This is a genomic window from Aeromonas sp. 1HA1, assembly GCF_029237385.1.
GTDB classification, from domain to species: Bacteria; Pseudomonadota; Gammaproteobacteria; order Enterobacterales; family Aeromonadaceae; genus Aeromonas; species Aeromonas popoffii.
The window spans coordinates 19746-36947 of sequence record NZ_JAACGC010000029.1 but is presented as its reverse complement, the minus strand read 5'-3'; the positions used below and the strand labels follow the sequence as shown (position 1 = coordinate 36947).

The 17202-nt window shown below is 60.6% G+C and carries 17 protein-coding genes; 12 read left to right on the top strand and 5 right to left on the bottom strand.

Features of this window, described 5'->3' with window-relative positions; genetic code table 11:
- Nucleotides 1-26 precede the first annotated feature (26 nt).
- A complete protein-coding gene (locus GWQ22_RS11100; protein ID WP_275930340.1) occupies nt 27-854 on the top strand; it encodes an SDR family oxidoreductase in 828 nt (275 codons plus the stop codon).
- An 82-nt stretch (nt 855-936) separates the two neighbouring features.
- On the opposite strand, the gene GWQ22_RS11095 is transcribed toward GWQ22_RS11100, so the two are convergent.
- Nucleotides 937-1269, bottom strand: coding sequence for a DUF1904 family protein (locus GWQ22_RS11095; protein ID WP_108537846.1), 333 nt, complete (start codon nt 1267-1269; stop codon nt 937-939).
- Nucleotides 1270-1356: 87 nt separating this feature from the next.
- Between GWQ22_RS11095 and GWQ22_RS11090 the strand changes: the two genes are divergently transcribed.
- The 6 genes from GWQ22_RS11090 (at nt 1357) to GWQ22_RS11065 (ending at nt 7151) form a co-directional block, all read left to right on the top strand.
- On the top strand, nt 1357-2247 hold the full coding sequence (locus GWQ22_RS11090; protein WP_275930339.1) for a TraB/GumN family protein: 891 nt from the start codon (nt 1357-1359) through the stop codon (nt 2245-2247).
- A gap of 169 nt (nt 2248-2416) precedes the next feature.
- A complete protein-coding gene (locus GWQ22_RS11085; RefSeq protein ID WP_084204581.1) occupies nt 2417-2566 on the top strand; it encodes a DUF3149 domain-containing protein in 150 nt (49 codons plus the stop codon).
- A 149-nt stretch (nt 2567-2715) separates the two neighbouring features.
- Complete coding sequence (gene smrA / locus GWQ22_RS11080; protein WP_275930338.1) at nt 2716-3297, top strand: DNA endonuclease SmrA; 582 nt, start codon at nt 2716-2718, stop codon at nt 3295-3297.
- Between the two features lie 133 nt (nt 3298-3430).
- Nucleotides 3431-4909: a carboxypeptidase M32 gene (locus GWQ22_RS11075; RefSeq protein ID WP_275930337.1), complete on the top strand. Its 1479-nt coding sequence runs from the start codon at nt 3431-3433 to the stop codon at nt 4907-4909.
- Between the two features lie 200 nt (nt 4910-5109).
- Entirely contained in the window at nt 5110-6654 is a 1545-nt protein-coding gene (locus GWQ22_RS11070; protein ID WP_275930336.1) for an AlkA N-terminal domain-containing protein, read from the top strand.
- A complete protein-coding gene (locus GWQ22_RS11065; protein WP_275930335.1) occupies nt 6651-7151 on the top strand; it encodes a methylated-DNA--[protein]-cysteine S-methyltransferase in 501 nt (166 codons plus the stop codon). The genes GWQ22_RS11070 and GWQ22_RS11065 overlap by 4 nt, the downstream gene beginning before the upstream one ends.
- A 68-nt stretch (nt 7152-7219) precedes the next feature.
- Here the strand turns inward: GWQ22_RS11065 and GWQ22_RS11060 are convergent, their stop codons facing one another.
- The 4 genes from GWQ22_RS11060 to GWQ22_RS11045 all read right to left on the bottom strand — a co-directional run bounded on the left by GWQ22_RS11060 (nt 7220) and on the right by GWQ22_RS11045 (nt 11416).
- The gene (locus tag GWQ22_RS11060; protein ID WP_275930334.1) at nt 7220-7636 is read right to left on the bottom strand and encodes an ASCH domain-containing protein; all 417 of its coding nucleotides are present in this window, start codon (nt 7634-7636) and stop codon (nt 7220-7222) included.
- Between the two features lie 51 nt (nt 7637-7687).
- The gene (locus GWQ22_RS11055; protein WP_275930333.1) at nt 7688-9544 is read right to left on the bottom strand and encodes a U32 family peptidase; all 1857 of its coding nucleotides are present in this window, start codon (nt 9542-9544) and stop codon (nt 7688-7690) included.
- Nucleotides 9545-9736: 192 nt separating this feature from the next.
- On the bottom strand, nt 9737-10345 hold the full coding sequence (locus GWQ22_RS11050; protein WP_275930332.1) for a LysE family translocator: 609 nt from the start codon (nt 10343-10345) through the stop codon (nt 9737-9739).
- A 129-nt stretch (nt 10346-10474) separates the two neighbouring features.
- On the bottom strand, nt 10475-11416 hold the full coding sequence (locus GWQ22_RS11045; protein ID WP_275930331.1) for a LysR family transcriptional regulator: 942 nt from the start codon (nt 11414-11416) through the stop codon (nt 10475-10477).
- 204 nt (nt 11417-11620) lie between these two features.
- Here GWQ22_RS11045 and GWQ22_RS11040 point away from each other — a divergent pair, with 204 nt between their 5' ends.
- The 5 genes from GWQ22_RS11040 to GWQ22_RS11020 all read left to right on the top strand — a co-directional run bounded on the left by GWQ22_RS11040 (nt 11621) and on the right by GWQ22_RS11020 (nt 17193).
- Nucleotides 11621-12709: a ketoacyl-ACP synthase III gene (locus GWQ22_RS11040; RefSeq protein ID WP_275930330.1), complete on the top strand. Its 1089-nt coding sequence runs from the start codon at nt 11621-11623 to the stop codon at nt 12707-12709.
- A 307-nt stretch (nt 12710-13016) separates the two neighbouring features.
- Entirely contained in the window at nt 13017-14234 is a 1218-nt protein-coding gene (locus GWQ22_RS11035; RefSeq protein ID WP_275930329.1) for a methyl-accepting chemotaxis protein, read from the top strand.
- 9 nt (nt 14235-14243) lie between these two features.
- The gene (locus tag GWQ22_RS11030; RefSeq protein ID WP_042034984.1) at nt 14244-14612 is read left to right on the top strand and encodes a response regulator; all 369 of its coding nucleotides are present in this window, start codon (nt 14244-14246) and stop codon (nt 14610-14612) included.
- A gap of 14 nt (nt 14613-14626) precedes the next feature.
- Nucleotides 14627-14953 (top strand): STAS domain-containing protein, encoded by a 327-nt coding sequence (locus GWQ22_RS11025; protein ID WP_108537258.1) that lies wholly within the window; start codon nt 14627-14629, stop codon nt 14951-14953.
- 26 nt (nt 14954-14979) lie between these two features.
- Complete coding sequence (locus GWQ22_RS11020; RefSeq protein ID WP_275930328.1) at nt 14980-17193, top strand: chemotaxis protein CheA; 2214 nt, start codon at nt 14980-14982, stop codon at nt 17191-17193.
- The last annotated feature ends 9 nt before the right edge of the window (nt 17194-17202 follow it).

The window sequence follows — 17202 nt, the reverse complement described above, 5'->3', positions numbered from 1 at the left end:
CTGTCAGCAGTTACAAGGACGCCATCATGCACCGTTTTGTTCTGATCACCGGTTGTTCCAGTGGTATTGGCCTCGCTGCCGCGCAGGCGCTGGGTCAGCACGGTTTTACCGTGATCGCCTCCGCCCGCAAGGCCAACGATGTGGCACAGCTGCAACAGCAGGGTCTGCTGGCTGTACAACTGGACCTGGCGGACACCGCCAGCATAGAGCGAGGGGCGGCAGAGGCGCTGGCCCTGGCAGGGGGCCGTCTCTATGGCCTGTTCAACAATGGCGCCTATGGTCAGCCCGGTGCGCTGGAAGACTTGCCCACCGAGGCGCTACGTGCCCAGTTCGACACCAACCTGTTTGGCTGGCACCACCTGATCCGCCAGATACTGCCGGCCATGCTGGCCGCAGGAGAGGGTCGCATAGTGCAAAATAGCTCGGTGCTGGGGCTGGTGGCCATGAAATATCGCGGCGCCTACAACGCCAGCAAGTTTGCACTGGAAGGGTATACAGACACCCTACGTCTGGAGCTCGAAGGCAGCGGCGTGCACATCAGCCTGATCGAACCGGGCCCCATCGATACCCGCTTTCGCGCCAATGCCCACGCCGCCTTCGTGCGCCATATCGATCCGGCCCAGAGCCGCCATCAGGGCGCCTACCGCCAGACCCTGACCCGGCTGGAAAAAGAGGGGGCTACCAGCGGTTTCACGCTGCCAAGCGAAGCCTGCATCCCGCCGCTGCAGCACGCGCTGCAGAGCAAGCGGCCAAAGCATCGTTACCCGGTTACCTTCCCGACCCGGCTGTTTGCGGTATTGCGCCGCCTGCTGCCAAGCCGCTGGCTCGACAGGATCCTGGCCAAGTCGGCCTGATCCGGTTAGCGGCCATGGGCATCAAGCAACCCAGGTTGGGTTAGCGGCGTAACCCGACCCGCCGATCTTGTTTACCGGCTTTTCAATAATGCTGGCCATCGCTGTAGTAGTGGCTTTTGACGATGGGCAGCACCTGCACCACCACATAGGTCTGCTCCCCCAGCACCGCCTTCAGGTGGCGGGTGATGAGCGCCGCGGCGGCATCTTGCAGCTCCTGCGGTCGTTCGAACCAGACCAGCTCCACAAACGGAAAACCGGCTTCGACCGCCCCGCTGCGTACCCAGGTACTCTCGACCCGCTCCAGGGTGACAAACTCGGGCTTGCCGCCGGTCAGGGCGCACAGATCCGCCAGCAAAGGCGTGCTTATCTGCTGCAGGGTATCGACGGAAACGGCCCGAAAACGAAGATGGGGCATGGGAAACCTCTTGGCTGTGACGAATGAGGACTTATCATAGGGCTTAATGTTATGAAGAGAAGCCATCCCGCCAACATAAGGTGCCTCATGAAATTTCACCGCACGCTGATTGCCTTCCTGCTCTGCCTGCTGCTGCCGCTGACCGCCTTTGCCGACCCCGCCTTCTATCGGGTGAGCAAGGGTGACCAGCAACACTGGCTGCTGGGCTCCATTCATGCGGGCAAACCCTCGCTCTATCCGCTGCCCGATCCCGTCGAACGCGCCTGGCAACAAAGCCGTGCCCTGGTGATGGAGGTCGATCTCACCCACATCAGCCAGACGCAGTGGCAGGAGATGGGCGCCATCACCCGGCTGGTGGATGGCAAAACCCTCAAGGATCACGTGCCGCTCGATCTGTATCAACGCACCCTCATAGCCGCCGGCCAGAATGGCCTGACCGAGCACATGATCGCCCCGCTGCGCCCCTGGTTTGCGGCCATCACTCTGACCCAGGCGGCGCTGGAACGTACCGATTTCAGCAGCGCGCTCGGGGTGGATCAACACTTTGCCAAACGCGCCACCGAGAGCGGCAAGCCCATCATCGGCCTCGAGACCCTGCTCGAACAGCTCGGCTACCTCGCCAGTGTCGGTGACAACCAGACCCTGATGCTGGAAAGCACCCTGGATGAGCTGCCCCAGCTCGAAACCGGCTTTCGCGACGTGATGAAGGCGTGGCAGCAGGGGGATCAGGCAGCCCTGGTCAACCTGCTCAAAGCCGAGATGGCGCCACCCAAGCTGCAAGCCTGGCTGGAGCAGACCTTGCTGGCAGAGCGCAACCACAACTGGCTGAAGAAGTGGCTTACCCTGCCGAACGAGAGCTTTATTGTGGTAGGCGCCCTGCACCTTTATGGTGACCAGGGGCTGATCGCCCTGCTGGAGCAGCAGGGATGGCGCATCACTCCACTCACAGCACCGGGCCCACGCACGGCAACCGATTGATGCCCCATCGCAGCGCTGGCTCTGCCCAGCGGGTTAGCCGAGTGCGAGATGGCTCACAGATCCGGCCGCCGATTAAATAACCACCAAGGGACTTGATCGAGATCATCTCATCACTCCCAAAGAGGTATCTATCATGCTTGTCATCAATGGGATGACAGGAGTGCATGAGATGGAATTTTGGATGAACCTGATGTTCGGCAACAGCGTGGGGCTCATGTCCATGTTGGTGATTATCGGTACCTTCCTGCTGATCAGTTCCTACGCGGCCTATTTCATCTACAAGGTGATAAATGCCAAGCCGCCGAAAGAGGAGCAGTAACACATCTCGTCAGGCGATCCCGCGATCGCCTGTTAACGCTTGCCCGGCACGACTGACAGTGGTCGTCCAGGCTGGTTAGCTGCGCCCCCATTTTCTGACCCCGACTCCCCCGCTATAATGCCCGCTCATTCCAATGCGGGGAGCCTGCCGTGTCTCATGACGACGAACTCTCACTGTTTCTGCAGGAAGTGGCCGACGTGCGGCCCATTCGTAGTGACAACACCCTCTCTCTCACGGGCACATCCGCCCCGACCGAGGCGCAACTGGCCCGCCGCCAGGCCGCGACCGCCGAGCAACTGACCCCGGATCACCTCAGCATGGAGGCGGTCGAGATGCTCGATCCCCACGCCATCGTCGGCTTCAAGCGAGACGGTGTGCAGGAGGGGGTCTACAAGAAGCTGCGGCTCGGCAAATACGAGCTGCAGGCAAGCCTGGATCTGCATCAGAAGACACTCAACGAAGCGCGCCAGAGCCTGGTGCAGTTCATTGCGGATTGCGAGGTGCGGGACATCCGCTGCCTGCTGATCCTGCACGGCAAGGGGGAGCGCAGCACGCCGCGCGCGGTGCTGAAAAGCCATGTCAGCACCTGGTTGCCACAACTGCCGGCCGTGATGGCCATGCACAGCGCCGAGCGCCGCCACGGCGGCAGCGGCGCCCTCTATGTGCTGCTGCGAAAAAGCGAGCGCCAGAAGGCGGAGAACCGCGAGCGACACCAGAAGCGCCTCGGCTAGTCAGTACCAGTCATCTGGTCAGGCCCCTTCGGCCAGGGTGGTAAAACGCGCGATGGCAGTGTTAGCATCTAACGGCCCCGATCATGCCAGGTACGGGGTGCATACCATCAGGGACGATAACAAGGACAATCCCATGTCATATCAAAAACTTGAACAACATCAGCAACAGCTGCACCGGCTCTCCCACCTCAGTGCCATCTGCGGCTGGGATCAGGCTGCCATGATGCCGGAGGGCGGCAACGAGGCACGCGCCGAGGCCATGGCCGAACTCGGCGTGCTGATCCATCAAAAGCGCACCGCTCCCGAGCTCGGCGACTGGATCGCCAAGGCCGAGAGCGAGTACTTGAATGAGCTCCAACGCGCGAACCTCGCCGAGATAAAACGCCACTGGCAGGATGCGAGCCTGCTACCCACGGATCTGGTAGAAGCCTTGTCGCTGGCTGGTAGCAAGTGCGAGCACGCCTGGCGCAGCCAGCGCAAAAAGAACGACTGGGCAGGCTTCGCCCCCAATCTCAAGGAGGTGGTGGCCCTGTCGCGGGAAGTGGCGCAACTTCGCGCCGAAGCACTCGGGGTGCGCCCCTACGACGCCATGCTGGCGCTGTATGAACCCGGCATGACGAGTGCGCGGCTGGATCAGATCTTCGGTGATCTCACCAGCTGGCTGCCGGGCCTGATCCAGACGGTGAGCGAACAGCAGAAAAGCGAATCCTTGCTGATCCCGCAAGGCCCCTTCCCCATCGCAAGCCAGCAGGCGCTCGGTCAGGAGGTGATGGGGCTGCTCGGCTTTGATTTCGCCCACGGCCGGCTCGATGTGAGCAGCCACCCGTTCTGCGGCGGCGTGCCAACCGACGTGCGCATCACCACCCGCTACAACGAGCAGGAGTTTGTCTCCAGCCTGATGGGAATCGTGCACGAGACGGGTCACGCGCGCTACGAGCAGGGGCTGCCGCGCCAGCTGCTGGGCCAGCCGGTGGCCGAGGCGCGCTCCATGGGCATTCACGAAAGCCAGAGCCTGTTCTGCGAGATGCAGCTTGGCCACGATGCGGCCTTCCTGGCTCTGCTGGTGCCGCGCATCCGTGCGCACTTTGGCGAGCAAGCGGCATTTGCGCCGGCGAACCTGGCGAAGCTCTACAACCGGGTCGAGCCCGGCTTTATCCGCGTCGATGCGGACGAGGTGACGTACCCGGCGCACGTGATCCTGCGCTACGAGCTGGAGCGCGACCTCATCGAGGGGCGCATCGAGGTGGCCGATCTGCCCGAGCTGTGGGATGCCAAGATGCAGCAGTGGCTCGGCCTCTCCACCAGGGGCAACGACCAGAATGGCTGCATGCAAGACATTCACTGGACGGACGGCTCGTTCGGCTACTTCCCAAGCTACACGCTCGGCGCCATGTATGCGGCGCAGTTGCGCTTCGCACTGGAGCGGGAGCTGGGCAACATGAGCAGCGTGATCGAGGCGGGTCGCCTGCCGGAGATACTCGCGTGGCTTGGCCGCCACATCTGGTCACAGGGCAGCCAGCACAGCACGGACGAGCTCATTCGCCGCGCGACTGGCGAGGCGTTGAACCCGCGCTGGCTGCGCCAGCATCTGGAGCAGCGCTATCTGAAATAACGGATACAGCGCCAGCGAGTTGAAGAGGAGAACGGGGCAGCTTGGCTGCCCCGTTTTTCATTGACAAACAACCGGATTCAAAGTGGCTCGGGGCGCTCCCGGCGACATCTTTATTTCAATCACTGTCCGTTTCTGGCTAGTCACCGCCTTTTCTCCTCTTTACTCTCTCATTCATGCACCCAGTACAGAGCGCCCGGACCATGAACTCGCAACCCGCCAGTGACAACCATCAGGATGAGGGGATCCCGAGCCTCAGCCGCGAACAGTGCCACGCCGCGCGGCTCGCCCGCGATGCGCGCTTCGATGGCCGCTTCTTTACCGGCGTGCTCTCCACCGGCATCTACTGCCGGCCGGTCTGCCCCGCACAGCCGCCGCACGAACACAACGTGCGCTACTTCCAAAGCGCCGCCGCCGCCGAGCAACATGGCCTGCGCCCCTGTCTGCGCTGCCGCCCCGAGCTGGCCCCCGCTGCCCGTGGCGATCTGCCGCCCGAACTCGCCCGTTTGCTGGCGCGGATCGATCGCGGCGAGCTGGCGGACGGCACGCTCGCCGAACTGGCCGCTGAGGCCGGGATCAGCGAACGCACCCTGCGCCGCCAGTTCGAGCAGCACCTCGGCGCGTCACCAAAACAGGTGGAACAGACGCGCCGCCTGTTGCTCGCAAAAAGGCTGCTGACCGAAACCGCTCTGCCCATCACGGATATAGCGTTTGCGGCGGGCTTTGCGAGCATTCGCCGTTTCAACGACGCCTGGCTCAACGCCTACGGGCTGACCCCGCGCACCCTGCGCCAACAAGAGGCACACGATGACGCACCAGACCACATGTACTCGGATCCGCGCGGCGCAACGCTCACGCTGCAACTGCCCTATCGCCCCCCGTATGACGTGGCGGCCATGTTGGCATTCTACCGGCTGCGAGCGATCCCGGGGCTGGAGCGGGTAGATGGTGAGGTCTATGAGCGGCGCTACCGGGTCGGCGATCTGGTCGCGCTGGTGCGCATCGCGCAGGGCAAGGGGCACAGCCTGCAGCTCACGGTCCATGATCTGCCGCTCGCTGCGCTGCCTGATCTGCTCTATCGGGTGCGCCGGATGTGGGATCTCGATGCCGACATGCAGCGGATCGGCGATCTGCTCGGTCAGGATCCACTGCTCGCCCGTTTGCAGGGGCGCTGGCCCGGCGTACGGCTGCCGGGTGGCTGGGACGAGTACGAGGTGATGCTGCGCGCCATCGTTGGCCAGCAGGTGTCGGTCAAGGGGGCCATCACCCTGCTCGGGCGACTGGTGGCCCGCACCGAGGCGCAATTCGGGATGGCGCAGCTGCCGACGCACGCCCAGTTGTGCGAGCTCGATCTCGACGGCATCGGCATGCCGGGCAGCCGCATTCGTACCCTGCGGGGCGTGGCAGAGGCACTGGCCAGCGGCGAGCTGACCCTCACGACAGCCAGTGATGAGCAGTTGCTGGCGCTACCGGGCATAGGCCCCTGGACGGTCTCTTACTGGCGGCTGCGCTGCGGGATGGATACCGATGCCTTCCCCGCCTCCGATCTGGTGCTGCAAAAAGCGCTGGGGGGCGGCGCCAAGCTGCCGGTGAAGGAGGTGTTGGCGCAAAGCGCAGCATGGCAACCGTGGCGCAGCTATGCGGCCAGCTGGCTGTGGCACGCCATGAGTGAAGCGCCCAATTTGCTGCTCCATGCCACCGGTAACGAAAAACAGCCAGATAACCAACAACAGGAGATAACCCCATGATCCGCTACGATATCCTGCCGACCCGCTGTGGCGATCTGCTGGTCGCCATCAATGAATCTGGTCTGGTGCACGTGGACTTTGTGGCGGGCCTGCGGGCACTGCCCGATATGAGTGGCTGGCAGCAAGATCACGGGGCGCTGGCCCCCTTCCTCACCGAGTTTGACGCCTACTTTGCCGGTCGCTTGCAGCGCTTCTCCCTGCCCCTTGCTGCCCACGGCACCGCCTTTCAGCAAGCGGTGTGGCAAGCATTGTGTGACATTCCCTACGGCGAGACCCGCAGCTATAGCGATATTGCCCGCGCCATCGGCAAACCGAATGCGGTACGGGCTGTGGGCGCGGCGAACGGCCGCAATCCGCTCTCGATCATCGTTCCCTGCCACCGGGTGATTGGCCAAAACGGCAGCCTGACCGGCTATGCGGGGGGATTGGAGATTAAAAAAGCGCTGCTGGCGCTGGAGTCAGATCGCCCCATTGTGACAATACCTTTAGAGGGATAACCACATGGACAGGTAAAGGACTCGATCACAGTGAAACCTTTTTACAATAAAGGAGTTAGTTGAATTGGCTAAAGCCCAGAAAGATCGAAATCAACTTCGTAGAGCTTTCTTTTTGCACAGACGAACTGACCATTCTCAATGGAGCGAACATTTGACAGACTCCATGCCCAATAGCCTGATTCCCAACCACTTGAACAGGCGGCAACGACCTCATTAGGCTGCCACTCATGAATCTCCTCAATATCAACGATCGCAACGGCCTTACCATAGGGGTCAATTGGCATGTCGAGGGATAAAAATACTGAATTTTCAACAATCAAAAGATCGCGAATAGGGAGATATTGAGGGCGCCATGAGCGCACCTCCAACGTTTTCTTTCCTGAGGCAATATTTGCCCCATGCGGACTCACTATCGAAAGTGCGAGCATCAATACGTCCTTGTATTTTCCTGTCATGATAAGAGCCAGCGTAAGGATGGGTAACATCTCTCAAGCCATTCAATGAGTTATATTGCCATTTGACAATATACTTGTCAGTCACCGTTTCAGGCTGCCCATCACATGCATTTCGCAGCGGTTGCAGTCAAAACGCAGGCGGAAGGTGTCTTTACCCATCTTGAGCGCCAGCGGCTCGGCCTTGAGACCGGGCACCTCTTTCGGGCAGAGGTTCTGGCTATAGCGGATGCAGTGCTTGGTGATCATCAGCATCACTTCCCCCTCCTCCTTATTCGCCTCATAGGCGGGAGCCATGCGCTCGACCCCGTGCTCGCGGAAGAACTGCTCGGCGGCACTGTTCAGCACATTGCCAAGGTAGGAGAGGCGGTGCTGCGGATAACTGACATCCCGCAGGGCAATGCGTCGCTCGGGGCGCTGGTAGCTGGCCACGCGCGCGGCCTCCAGCGCAGCGATGCCATCCCGGCGCAAACCGTTGAGCTGTGATGCCGCGATGAATAGCGGCCTCGTTACCACCAACTCAATCTTGCGCGCCACAAACAAGGTGTTACCAAGTTTGCCAAGCTGATCCCGCGCCTGTTGCAGCGCCCGCTCCGGATTGTCGGCAGGCTGCTTGTCGCAGGGAAGCCGGACGGTGGCGCTGATGCCCTGCTCGTCGGTGAGATCGAGCCGGATCCCTTCGTCGCACTCACCGAGTTGCATATCGATCCGGATGCGGCGATCCGCGCTCGCCTTCTCCAGCATCTTGCTGAACGCCTGATCATGGTTACGGTAGAGCTCGGTGCCTACCTTCAGCCCCGGCATACGCTCGGAGAGAAGTAACTGCTTGCCCTCGACTTTGTTGAGGCGCATCCCCACCAGCTCGTTGTTCGGCTTGAAGAAGCCCAGACCGTCGCCGTTGTTGAGGGTCACCTGCTTGCCGTCAATCTCTATGCCATCCCTGGTGACTCTGGTGACGCGCCCCAGCGGCTCGCCCACGTATTTCGGGCTCTTGGTGGAGTCGATCCCCGGCTTTCGGCCATTGAGGAAGTAGTCGGTGCTGCCGCGATTGAAGCTCTTTTTCGGATCCGGCTCGAAGCTGTAGCTGCAACGCCCCGCCGAGGCGGCCACCAGATCGGAGCGGCTGTCGAGAATGGCGTCGAGCTTTTTACGATACCAGGCGGTGACGTTCTTGACGTAGTCGAGCCCCTTGAGGCGCCCCTCTATCTTGAACGAGCGGATCCCCGCGGCGATCAGCGCCTCCAGATTGTCGGTCTGATCCATATCCTTGAGTGACAGCAGGTGACTGTCAGCCACCAACACTTCACCGTCCGGCTTTTGCAGCGAGCAGGGCAGACGGCAGAGCTGGGCACATTCACCGCGGTTGGCGCTGCGGCCGGTACGGGCGTGGCTGATATTGCACTGACCGCTGTAGGAGACGCAGAGCGCGCCGTGGATAAAGAACTCCAGCTGCACGTTGGTCGCCACGCTGATCTCGCGGATCTGCGCAAGGGACAGTTCACGTGCCAGCACCACCTGAGAGAAGCCCACATCCTGCAGAAACTGCACCTTTTCCGGCGTGCGGTTGTCGGTCTGAGTACTGGCATGGAGCGCAATGGGCGGCAGATCCAGCGCCAGCAGCCCCATATCCTGCACAATGAGCGCATCGGCCCCCGCTTGGTAGATCTGGTGGGTCAGCCGCCGGGCCTGCTCCAGCTCGTGATCGTGCAGCAGGGTGTTGAAGGCGACAAAGACCTGGGCACCAAAACGATGGGCGTGGCGCGCCAGCGCTTCGATATCTTCGAGGGCGTTGCCCGCCGCACTGCGGGCACCAAAGGCAGGGCCGCCCATGTAAACGGCATCGGCGCCATGGTTGATGGCTTCGATGCCGTAGGCGAGGTTCTTGGCCGGAGCCAGCAGTTCGAGGCGGTTCAGTACGTGGCTATGGGTCTGTGGGTGCATGGTCTCTGAGTCTATCGGCAGACAGAAAATGCCGGTCACTCTAGGTCAGTCACCCTTTGCTTGCCTTGATCCCGCTTAAGATCACTGCGAAATACAGGATTCAGCGTCCCGTGCTCGCAGTCCCTGCCGCGGAGCCGGATATTCATTCAGCAGCCCTGCCCTGTCATCGCGCGAGCCACTGACAAGTGAACCTCAGAGCACCACCTTCAAGGCCAGCCCCAGCAGCACCAGGCCGCTCACCTTGTCGATGGCGGAGGACTTGGCCTTGAGCCAGGCCAGCACGGGCCCGCGAGAGAGCACCAGCGCCACCAGCACGTACCAGATAGCATCTATGCCACCTGCGGTGAGCATCATGATCCCCCCCTCGTTCCAACCGGTGTCGGCCCGTACGAACTGGCTGAAGAGGGCGATAAAGAAGATGGCGAGCTGGGGGTTGAGAAAGGCGACCATAAAGCCTTCAAAGGCGCCCTGACGACCACGCAGCTGGTGTACCACCTCCTCGACCGACTCACTGGCGGGCTTGGCAAGCAGCGCCTTGATGCCGAGCCAGGCGAGAAACGCGGCGCCACCGTAGCGGATCAGATCAAACAGCAGCGGGGTCTTGGTGATCAGCACGGAGAGCCCCAGCGCGGTAATCAGTGCATAGATCCCGACCCCGAAACCATGACCCAAGGCAGTCGCCACCCCGTGGCCCTGCCCTCCCTGCACCGTGTTACGGATGATCAGCGCCAGGCTCGGCCCCGGGCTGATGGCCCCCATCACGCAGATTGCGGCCAGTGCCAGCCAACTCGTCAATTCCATATCTTTCCCTATCTGTAAACCGAATATCAGCAGCGGAGCTCAGGGTAAGGGGCGGCCAGTTATGCCAGAAGTGAAAGTTATGAATAGATCCCATAGCCATTGGCTATAGGTTGGCGCAACCGACTGCGGTTAGCTGATGCCAGCCAACAGCTTGCGACCCTCGGCGACAGTGCTTTGCAGGTGTTCGCGCAAGAAGGGGTAGGCCAGATCGCGAAACCACTTGTGAGCCGGATCCTGATGATGGCGCTGGTGCCACAGCAAATGATACTGCTGGGGGCGGGTGCCAAACGGCAGATCACAGAATGTAAGATCGTGCTCACGTGAAAGTTGCCAGGCGATATGAGCCGGGGTGGTCATCAGACAGTCGGTGCGCAGCAGTACCTCGACTGCGGCCTGAAAGAAGGGCACCCTGGCAAACCAGCGCCGGGTAAGCCCCTGCGGCGCCAGCACCTGCTCCACCGGGCTGTCCTTGTCGCCGCCGCCGCTCACCTGCAGATGGGGCCAGGCGAGGTAGTGATCCAGACTCAGCACCTTGCCCGCCAACGGATGGTGACTCCCCATCAGCACCACCAGCCGGTCTTCTCCTTGATGCAGGCCACGGATCTGCTCCGGCACCAGATCCGTGATGGTGGAGACCAGATCCAGCTCTGACTGCCACAGCTGCGGCAACTGGCGCTTGTCCCACAAGCTGTACTCCAGCGCCGCCAGCGGCGCCTCTTTGGCCAGCGCGGCGCAGATATCGGGCAGGATGTGCTGGGCCACGTAATCGGACGAGGCAAGCCGAAACACCCGCTCGCAGCGACCGGGGTCGAAACCCGGTGCTTCGTAGAGCCGATCCAGCGCACCGAGGGAATCCGCCAAGGCTGCCGCCAGCGTCTCGGCCCGTGGCGTCAGCAGCCAACGCTGCCCCTCCCGCACCAGCAAGTCATCGCCAAACTCGTTACGCAGCTGGCTTAGCTGCTTGCTGATGGAGGGCTGGCTAAGGTGCAGCAGCTCAGCTGCCCGGCTGATGTTGCGGGTCTCCAGCAGTACCTTGAGGGTGGGCAGCAGATTGAGGTTGGCTTTGTGCAAGGGGCGGCCCCATAGGATGGTGGAAAACCCTATTTTAGGGCAGGCGAGTCCTCGACTTTAAGCAAAATCTCCCGCTATTTTCGGCGGTTTTACGCCTCTTCCCTGCCAGATAACCATGGCCACAAGATGACAGTGGTTGGTCCGTGCGGCATAATTGCGCGATTTTCCGCCCGCGGGCGATCCACTTTGAGAAGCGGTAACAAGATGAAATACGCCAATATCACCGGTTGGGGCAAATGTCTGCCTCCCTCAGTGCTGACCAACGATGACCTCAGCACCATCATGGATACGTCGGATGAATGGATCTATCCGCGTACCGGTATCAAGGCCCGCCGGATCTCCCATGTCAGCACCTCGGATCTCGCCACCTTGGCCAGTCGCCGCGCCCTGGCCTGTGCAGGCCTGGCAGCCAGCGATCTCGATGGCATCATCTTGGCAACGGCGACACCTGATACGCTCGCGCCCAATGCAGCCTCTGCAGTGCAGCAGAAACTGGGCGCCGTCAATGCGGCCGTGTTCGACCTCAATGCGGCCTGTACCGGGTTTGTCTACGCCCTCTCGGTCGGCACCTCATTAGTGCAAACCGGCATGATGAAGAAGGTGCTGGTGATCGGTGCCGAACGCCTGACTTACCTGCTGGACTGGACCCGCCGCGATACCGCAGTGCTGTTTGGTGATGGTGCGGGGGCAGTGGTGATCGAGGCGAGCGAGCAGGAGTGTGGCCTGATTGCCAACAAACTCGGCTGTGACAGCGAAGCGAGGGAGATACTGCACGTCCCGAACTTTGGTACCGATCGGGTGCGTTTTGCCGATATCGACGGTCTGTTTACCTTCAACTTTGAAGGCCAGGAGATTTTCAAGCGCGCGGTGCGTGGCATGGGTGAAGCGACCAGTTGCGCACTCACCCAAGCCGGAATTACACCTGAGCAAATCGATCTCATCGTGCCGCACCAGGCCAACATCCGCATCATCGAAACCTTGGCCAAGCGCATGAATGCCCCGATGGACAAGGTGATGGTCAACATAGAGAACTACGGCAATACCTCCGCTGCCACAGTCCCCATCGCCCTGTGCGAAGCGCTGGAGCAGGGCCGCGTCAAGCCGAACTCCTATCTGCTGACCGCCGCATTCGGTGCCGGTCTGACCTGGGGCGCAGCCATCATCAAGTGGGGCGATCGCGTCACCCCCATCAACTCCTGTGATGCCGAACTGCCCCCGTGCGACAAGAGTGCACTTGAGCTGATTGCCCATGCGGTAGAAGGTTGCCAGAAGGCCCACGCCAACGAGGACTAATCCTTATCAGGGGCCTGAGTTATCAGGCTCCTTTTTATCTGTGCTTGCCTCCCCGCTATCCACACGCTTCGTTATCCGCCACGTCACAGCGATCTCGTTTCGCCAAAGCCCCCGTCGGCTGCCTCCATATTCCAGCTTTATCAGTAGTCCCCGCTGAATTGGGGCGACTTGCAACCAAGTTATTTTTTTGCGCTAACCTTATTGAGCCATTTGTAATTAATGGGTTCGGGCGTGGTTCATCCTCTCTGACACCAGTGGGATAACAGCTTGCTCCCGCCTCGACTCACGTGCAGGGATGAGTTTGCGTATGACAGATCACAAGACGGCAGAGACAATTGCATTCTGGGACCCCGTGAGTTGGGCATGCTGCCTAGGCATAGGCCTGCTCAGCATCCTGCTGCTAGTTCTCGCTGGCAGCCCTCTGTCTTATCTGCTGGCCAACGGCGTGCTGGCCCTGGGCGCAGCCCTCTGGTGCTCCCATCACTATCACAACAAGCCGGAGACAAGCCATCACGACGAGGAGGCTGCTCATACCTGGTCTGCCGCCCAGCTCAGCCATTCCATTATTGGGCTCGAGCAAGTATGCGAGAAAGCGGTCCCCATCTGGTCACAGCAAATTGAGAGCTCTCGTCAGCAGACCGAAGGGGCCATGATCGATCTGACCCAGCGCTTCTCCGGGCTCACCACCAAGCTGGAAGAGGCGGTAGCCGCCTCTCACAATGCCGCCGGAAATCTGGGCGGGACAAAATCGGCGGGCATGGCCGCCGTACTGGCCGAGAGCCAGGCTCAGCTCAACCAGGTGCTCGCCATCATGCATTCCGCACAAGCCAATCGCGATGCCATGCTGGCGGAAATCAAGACGCTTACCGCCTACACCATAGAGCTCAATACCATGGCGCTCGATGTGGCCAAAATTGCTTCCCAGACCAACTTGCTGGCGCTCAATGCTGCAATAGAGGCGGCTCGGGCTGGCGAGGCCGGTCGCGGCTTCGCCGTGGTGGCCGATGAAGTGCGCACCCTGTCGCGCCTCTCCAGCGAAACGGCCCAGAAGATGACGGACAAGGTCGACACCATCAATAGCGGCATTGGCCGAGCCTTCCAGATAGCAGAAAGCGCAGCCGCGCGGGATCAAGCAGCCGTCAGTGACTCGGAGCACGCTATCGAGCAGGTGCTGGAGCGCTTTCGCATGGCCACCACCAGCCTGGCGGAGTCGGCAGCCCTGCTGCAGAGCGAAAGCTCGGGGATCCACCGCGAGATCTCCGATGTCATCGTTTCGCTACAGTTCCAAGATAGGGTCAGTCAAATCCTCAACCATGTACGCCAGAACATGGACAGCCTCAATGACCATCTGATTTCCTCACGTAATAGAACACACCAGTCCGGCCCCATCCAGATAGATGCGGAGAGCTGGCTGGCAGACATGGAACTCTCCTACGCCACAGATGAACAACGCAACATTCATCATGGCCGCCGTCAGCAACCCATGATGAATTCATCCCGCAGCGCAGACGTTACTTTTTTCTAGGAGACAGATATGTCCAAAACAGTCCTGATCGTGGATGACTCGGCAACCATTCGCCAAGTCGTCGGCATGACGCTCAAGGGAGCCGGTTACGAGGTGATGGAAGCCTGCGATGGCAAGGATGCCCTCAGGAAACTCGACGGCAAGAAGATCAATCTCATCATCAGCGACGTCAACATGCCGAACATGGATGGCATCAGCTTCGTCAAGGAGGCCAAGAAACTGGCAAGCTACAAGTTCACCCCCGTCATCATGCTGACCACCGAATCCCAGGACAGCAAGAAGCAGGAGGGACAGGCGGCAGGGGCCAAAGCCTGGGTGGTCAAGCCATTTCAACCCGATCAGATGCTGGCGGCCGTCGCCAAGCTCATCATGCCCTGAGTCAGGAGCCACCAATGCCGCTGCACATAGAGACGGGTGAACACAAGACGCTGGTCAAAGTCTCGGGGGATATGACCATCTATACAGCCGCCGATCTCAAGCTGGCGCTCACCCCCCTGCTTTACCGCCAGCAGGCGCTGGAGCTAGATCTGTCCCAAGTATCCGAGATGGATAGTGCCGGCTTGCAGCTATTGCTGGCTGCCAAGAAAACGGCGCAACAGGGCGGTTATCCACTGCACCTGATCATGCACAGCCATGCGGTGCTCGACGCGCTGGAGCTGTGTCAACTGACAGCCTTCTTTGGCGATCCAACCCTCATGCCCCACGCTGATCACGCCTAGGCAGTCCCAGTGACAAGGAGTCATTCGTGAGCATCAATCTTGATCAGGCCCTGCAAACCTACATCGCCGAGGCACGCGAACTGCTGGAAGAGATGGAGTCCGCCCTGCTGACGTTGGAAAACGACCCGGACAACAGCGAGCTGATCGGTGCTATCTTTCGGGCGGCACATACCATCAAGGGATCCGCCGGCCTGTTTGGCTTGCAGCCCATCGTCAGTTTCACCCACATAGTTGAAGACTTGCTCGATCAGGTGCGCAATCAGCAACTGGCGATCACCACGACGCTTATCAAGGATCTGCTGGAGAGCCGGGATCATATCGAGCGGCTGGTCTATCTGGTCGCAGAGCAAGGCGCGTCCCTGGGGGGTGACGAACAGGCTATGGACTCTCAGTTGCGGCTAAATTTGGCACGCCATCAGGCGACCCGCCCGACCGGGTTGACGGACTGCACCCCATCAGCAGACGCAGAGCCGCTCAGCAAGGAAGAGGGTCATGTCAGCACCACCTCGTTGTGGCACATCTCGCTGCGCTTTGGCCCGGATGTGCTGCGCAATGGCATGGATCCCACCTCGTTTCTGCGCTACCTCGGCACCATGGGCACCCTCTGCGCCATCGAAACCCTTCACGACGCCCTTCCCGACTGGGAACATTTCGATCCCGAGAACTGCTACCTCGGTTATGAACTCAATGTCGACACCCAGGCCGACAAGGGAGCCCTGAGCGACGTGTTCGAATTCGTACGCGATGACTGCCGCATCACCATACTGCCCCCTCACAGCAAAATTGCCGAGTACATAGCGCTCATCAATGACCTGCCAGAAGACAACGATATGCTGGGGCAATTGTTGGTCAAAACGGGAGCACTGACCGCCAGCGAGCTAGCGCTCGGCCTGCAAACCCAGCATGACAGACCGCAGACAGACAGCAGCAAGCTGGGGGAGATCCTGATTGCCCAGGGCGCAGTCAACGAAGTGGTCGTAGAGGCCGCGCTCAAGAAACAACACCAGAACAAGGAGAATAAAACCAAAGAGGGGCGCTACGTCCGAGTACATGCCGACAAGCTGGATGATCTGATCAATCTGGTTGGCGAGCTGGTGGTCGCCAGCTCGGGCGCCAGTCTGTTAGCCCAACGCTCACGGGACAGCCAGTTGCAGGAGGCCAACTCAACCATCGCCATGCTGGTCGAGGAGATCCGGGATGGCGCCCTGCGCCTGCGCATGGTACCCATTGGGGACACCTTCAACCGCTTCCAGCGCGTCGTGCGCGACGTAAGCCAAGAGCTGAACAAGAACATTGCGCTAGTCATCACAGGCGGTGACACCGAACTCGACAAATCCGTGGTGGAAAAGATAGGTGATCCCCTGATGCATCTGGTTCGCAATTCCATGGATCACGGCATCGAATCGGCGGGGCAGCGCCTCGCCGCCGGCAAACCGGCGAGGGGCACTTTGACCCTCAATGCCTATCACGACTCCGGCAGCATCATCATCGAGATCAAGGACGATGGCGCCGGACTCAACAAAGCAAGAATTCTGCAAAAGGCGCAAGAACGGGGCCTGGTCGCCGCCAATGCGGCCTTGACAGATCAGGAGATCTACCTGCTCATCTTCGAGCCCGGTTTTTCCACCGCAGAGACAATCACCAACCTCTCGGGTCGAGGGGTTGGCATGGACGTGGTCAAACGCAACATCACGGCCCTGCGCGGCAGCGTCGAGCTGGACAGCAAGCCAGGACAGGGCACCCGAGTGCAGATCAGGTTGCCATTGACCCTGGCCATCATCGACGGCTTTTTGGTCAGGGTTAGCACCACACATTACGTCATACCCCTCGACATGGTAATCGAGTGCGTTGAGCTGACCCAGAGTGCGCTGGCCGATACTCAGGGACGCAACTACCTCAACCTGCGCGGCGAGGTGCTGCCATTCGTACGACTCCAACAATACTTCGATATCGAAGGTGCGAGAGGGCGCAGGGAAAACATAGTGGTCGTCAGTCACGGCGGCAAAAAATCCGGGCTGGTAGTCGATGAACTGCTGGGGGAGTTTCAGACCGTGATCAAGCCGCTCGGCAAGCTGTTTCAACGCCTGCAAGGGATCAGCGGATCCACCATTCTGGGCGGTGGCGAGGTTGCCCTGATCCTGGATATTCCCTCCCTCATTCAACATGCCATCGATCAGGAACTGAGCCAGCTGAGCCAGTACGCCCTTCCTCGCCAGCAAACTCAACCAAGAGTCAATTAACGCCAGGAG

Bases quoted from the DNA above. Each gene is read 5' to 3' on its own strand.
- GWQ22_RS11100 (WP_275930340.1), top strand. From the start codon at position 27: ATGCACCGTTTTGTTCTGATCACCGGTTGTTCCAGTGGTATTGGCCTC.
- GWQ22_RS11095 (WP_108537846.1), bottom strand. From the start codon at position 1,269: ATGCCCCATCTTCGTTTTCGGGCCGTTTCCGTCGATACCCTGCAGCAG.
- GWQ22_RS11090 (WP_275930339.1), top strand. From the start codon at position 1,357: ATGAAATTTCACCGCACGCTGATTGCCTTCCTGCTCTGCCTGCTGCTG.
- GWQ22_RS11085 (WP_084204581.1), top strand. From the start codon at position 2,417: ATGGAATTTTGGATGAACCTGATGTTCGGCAACAGCGTGGGGCTCATG.
- GWQ22_RS11075 (WP_275930337.1), top strand. From the start codon at position 3,431: ATGTCATATCAAAAACTTGAACAACATCAGCAACAGCTGCACCGGCTC.
- GWQ22_RS11070 (WP_275930336.1), top strand. From the start codon at position 5,110: ATGAACTCGCAACCCGCCAGTGACAACCATCAGGATGAGGGGATCCCG.
- GWQ22_RS11065 (WP_275930335.1), top strand. From the start codon at position 6,651: ATGATCCGCTACGATATCCTGCCGACCCGCTGTGGCGATCTGCTGGTC.
- GWQ22_RS11060 (WP_275930334.1), bottom strand. From the start codon at position 7,636: ATGTTACCCATCCTTACGCTGGCTCTTATCATGACAGGAAAATACAAG.
- GWQ22_RS11055 (WP_275930333.1), bottom strand. From the start codon at position 9,544: ATGCACCCACAGACCCATAGCCACGTACTGAACCGCCTCGAACTGCTG.
- GWQ22_RS11050 (WP_275930332.1), bottom strand. From the start codon at position 10,345: ATGGAATTGACGAGTTGGCTGGCACTGGCCGCAATCTGCGTGATGGGG.
- GWQ22_RS11040 (WP_275930330.1), top strand. From the start codon at position 11,621: ATGAAATACGCCAATATCACCGGTTGGGGCAAATGTCTGCCTCCCTCA.
- GWQ22_RS11035 (WP_275930329.1), top strand. From the start codon at position 13,017: ATGACAGATCACAAGACGGCAGAGACAATTGCATTCTGGGACCCCGTG.
- GWQ22_RS11030 (WP_042034984.1), top strand. From the start codon at position 14,244: ATGTCCAAAACAGTCCTGATCGTGGATGACTCGGCAACCATTCGCCAA.
- GWQ22_RS11025 (WP_108537258.1), top strand. From the start codon at position 14,627: ATGCCGCTGCACATAGAGACGGGTGAACACAAGACGCTGGTCAAAGTC.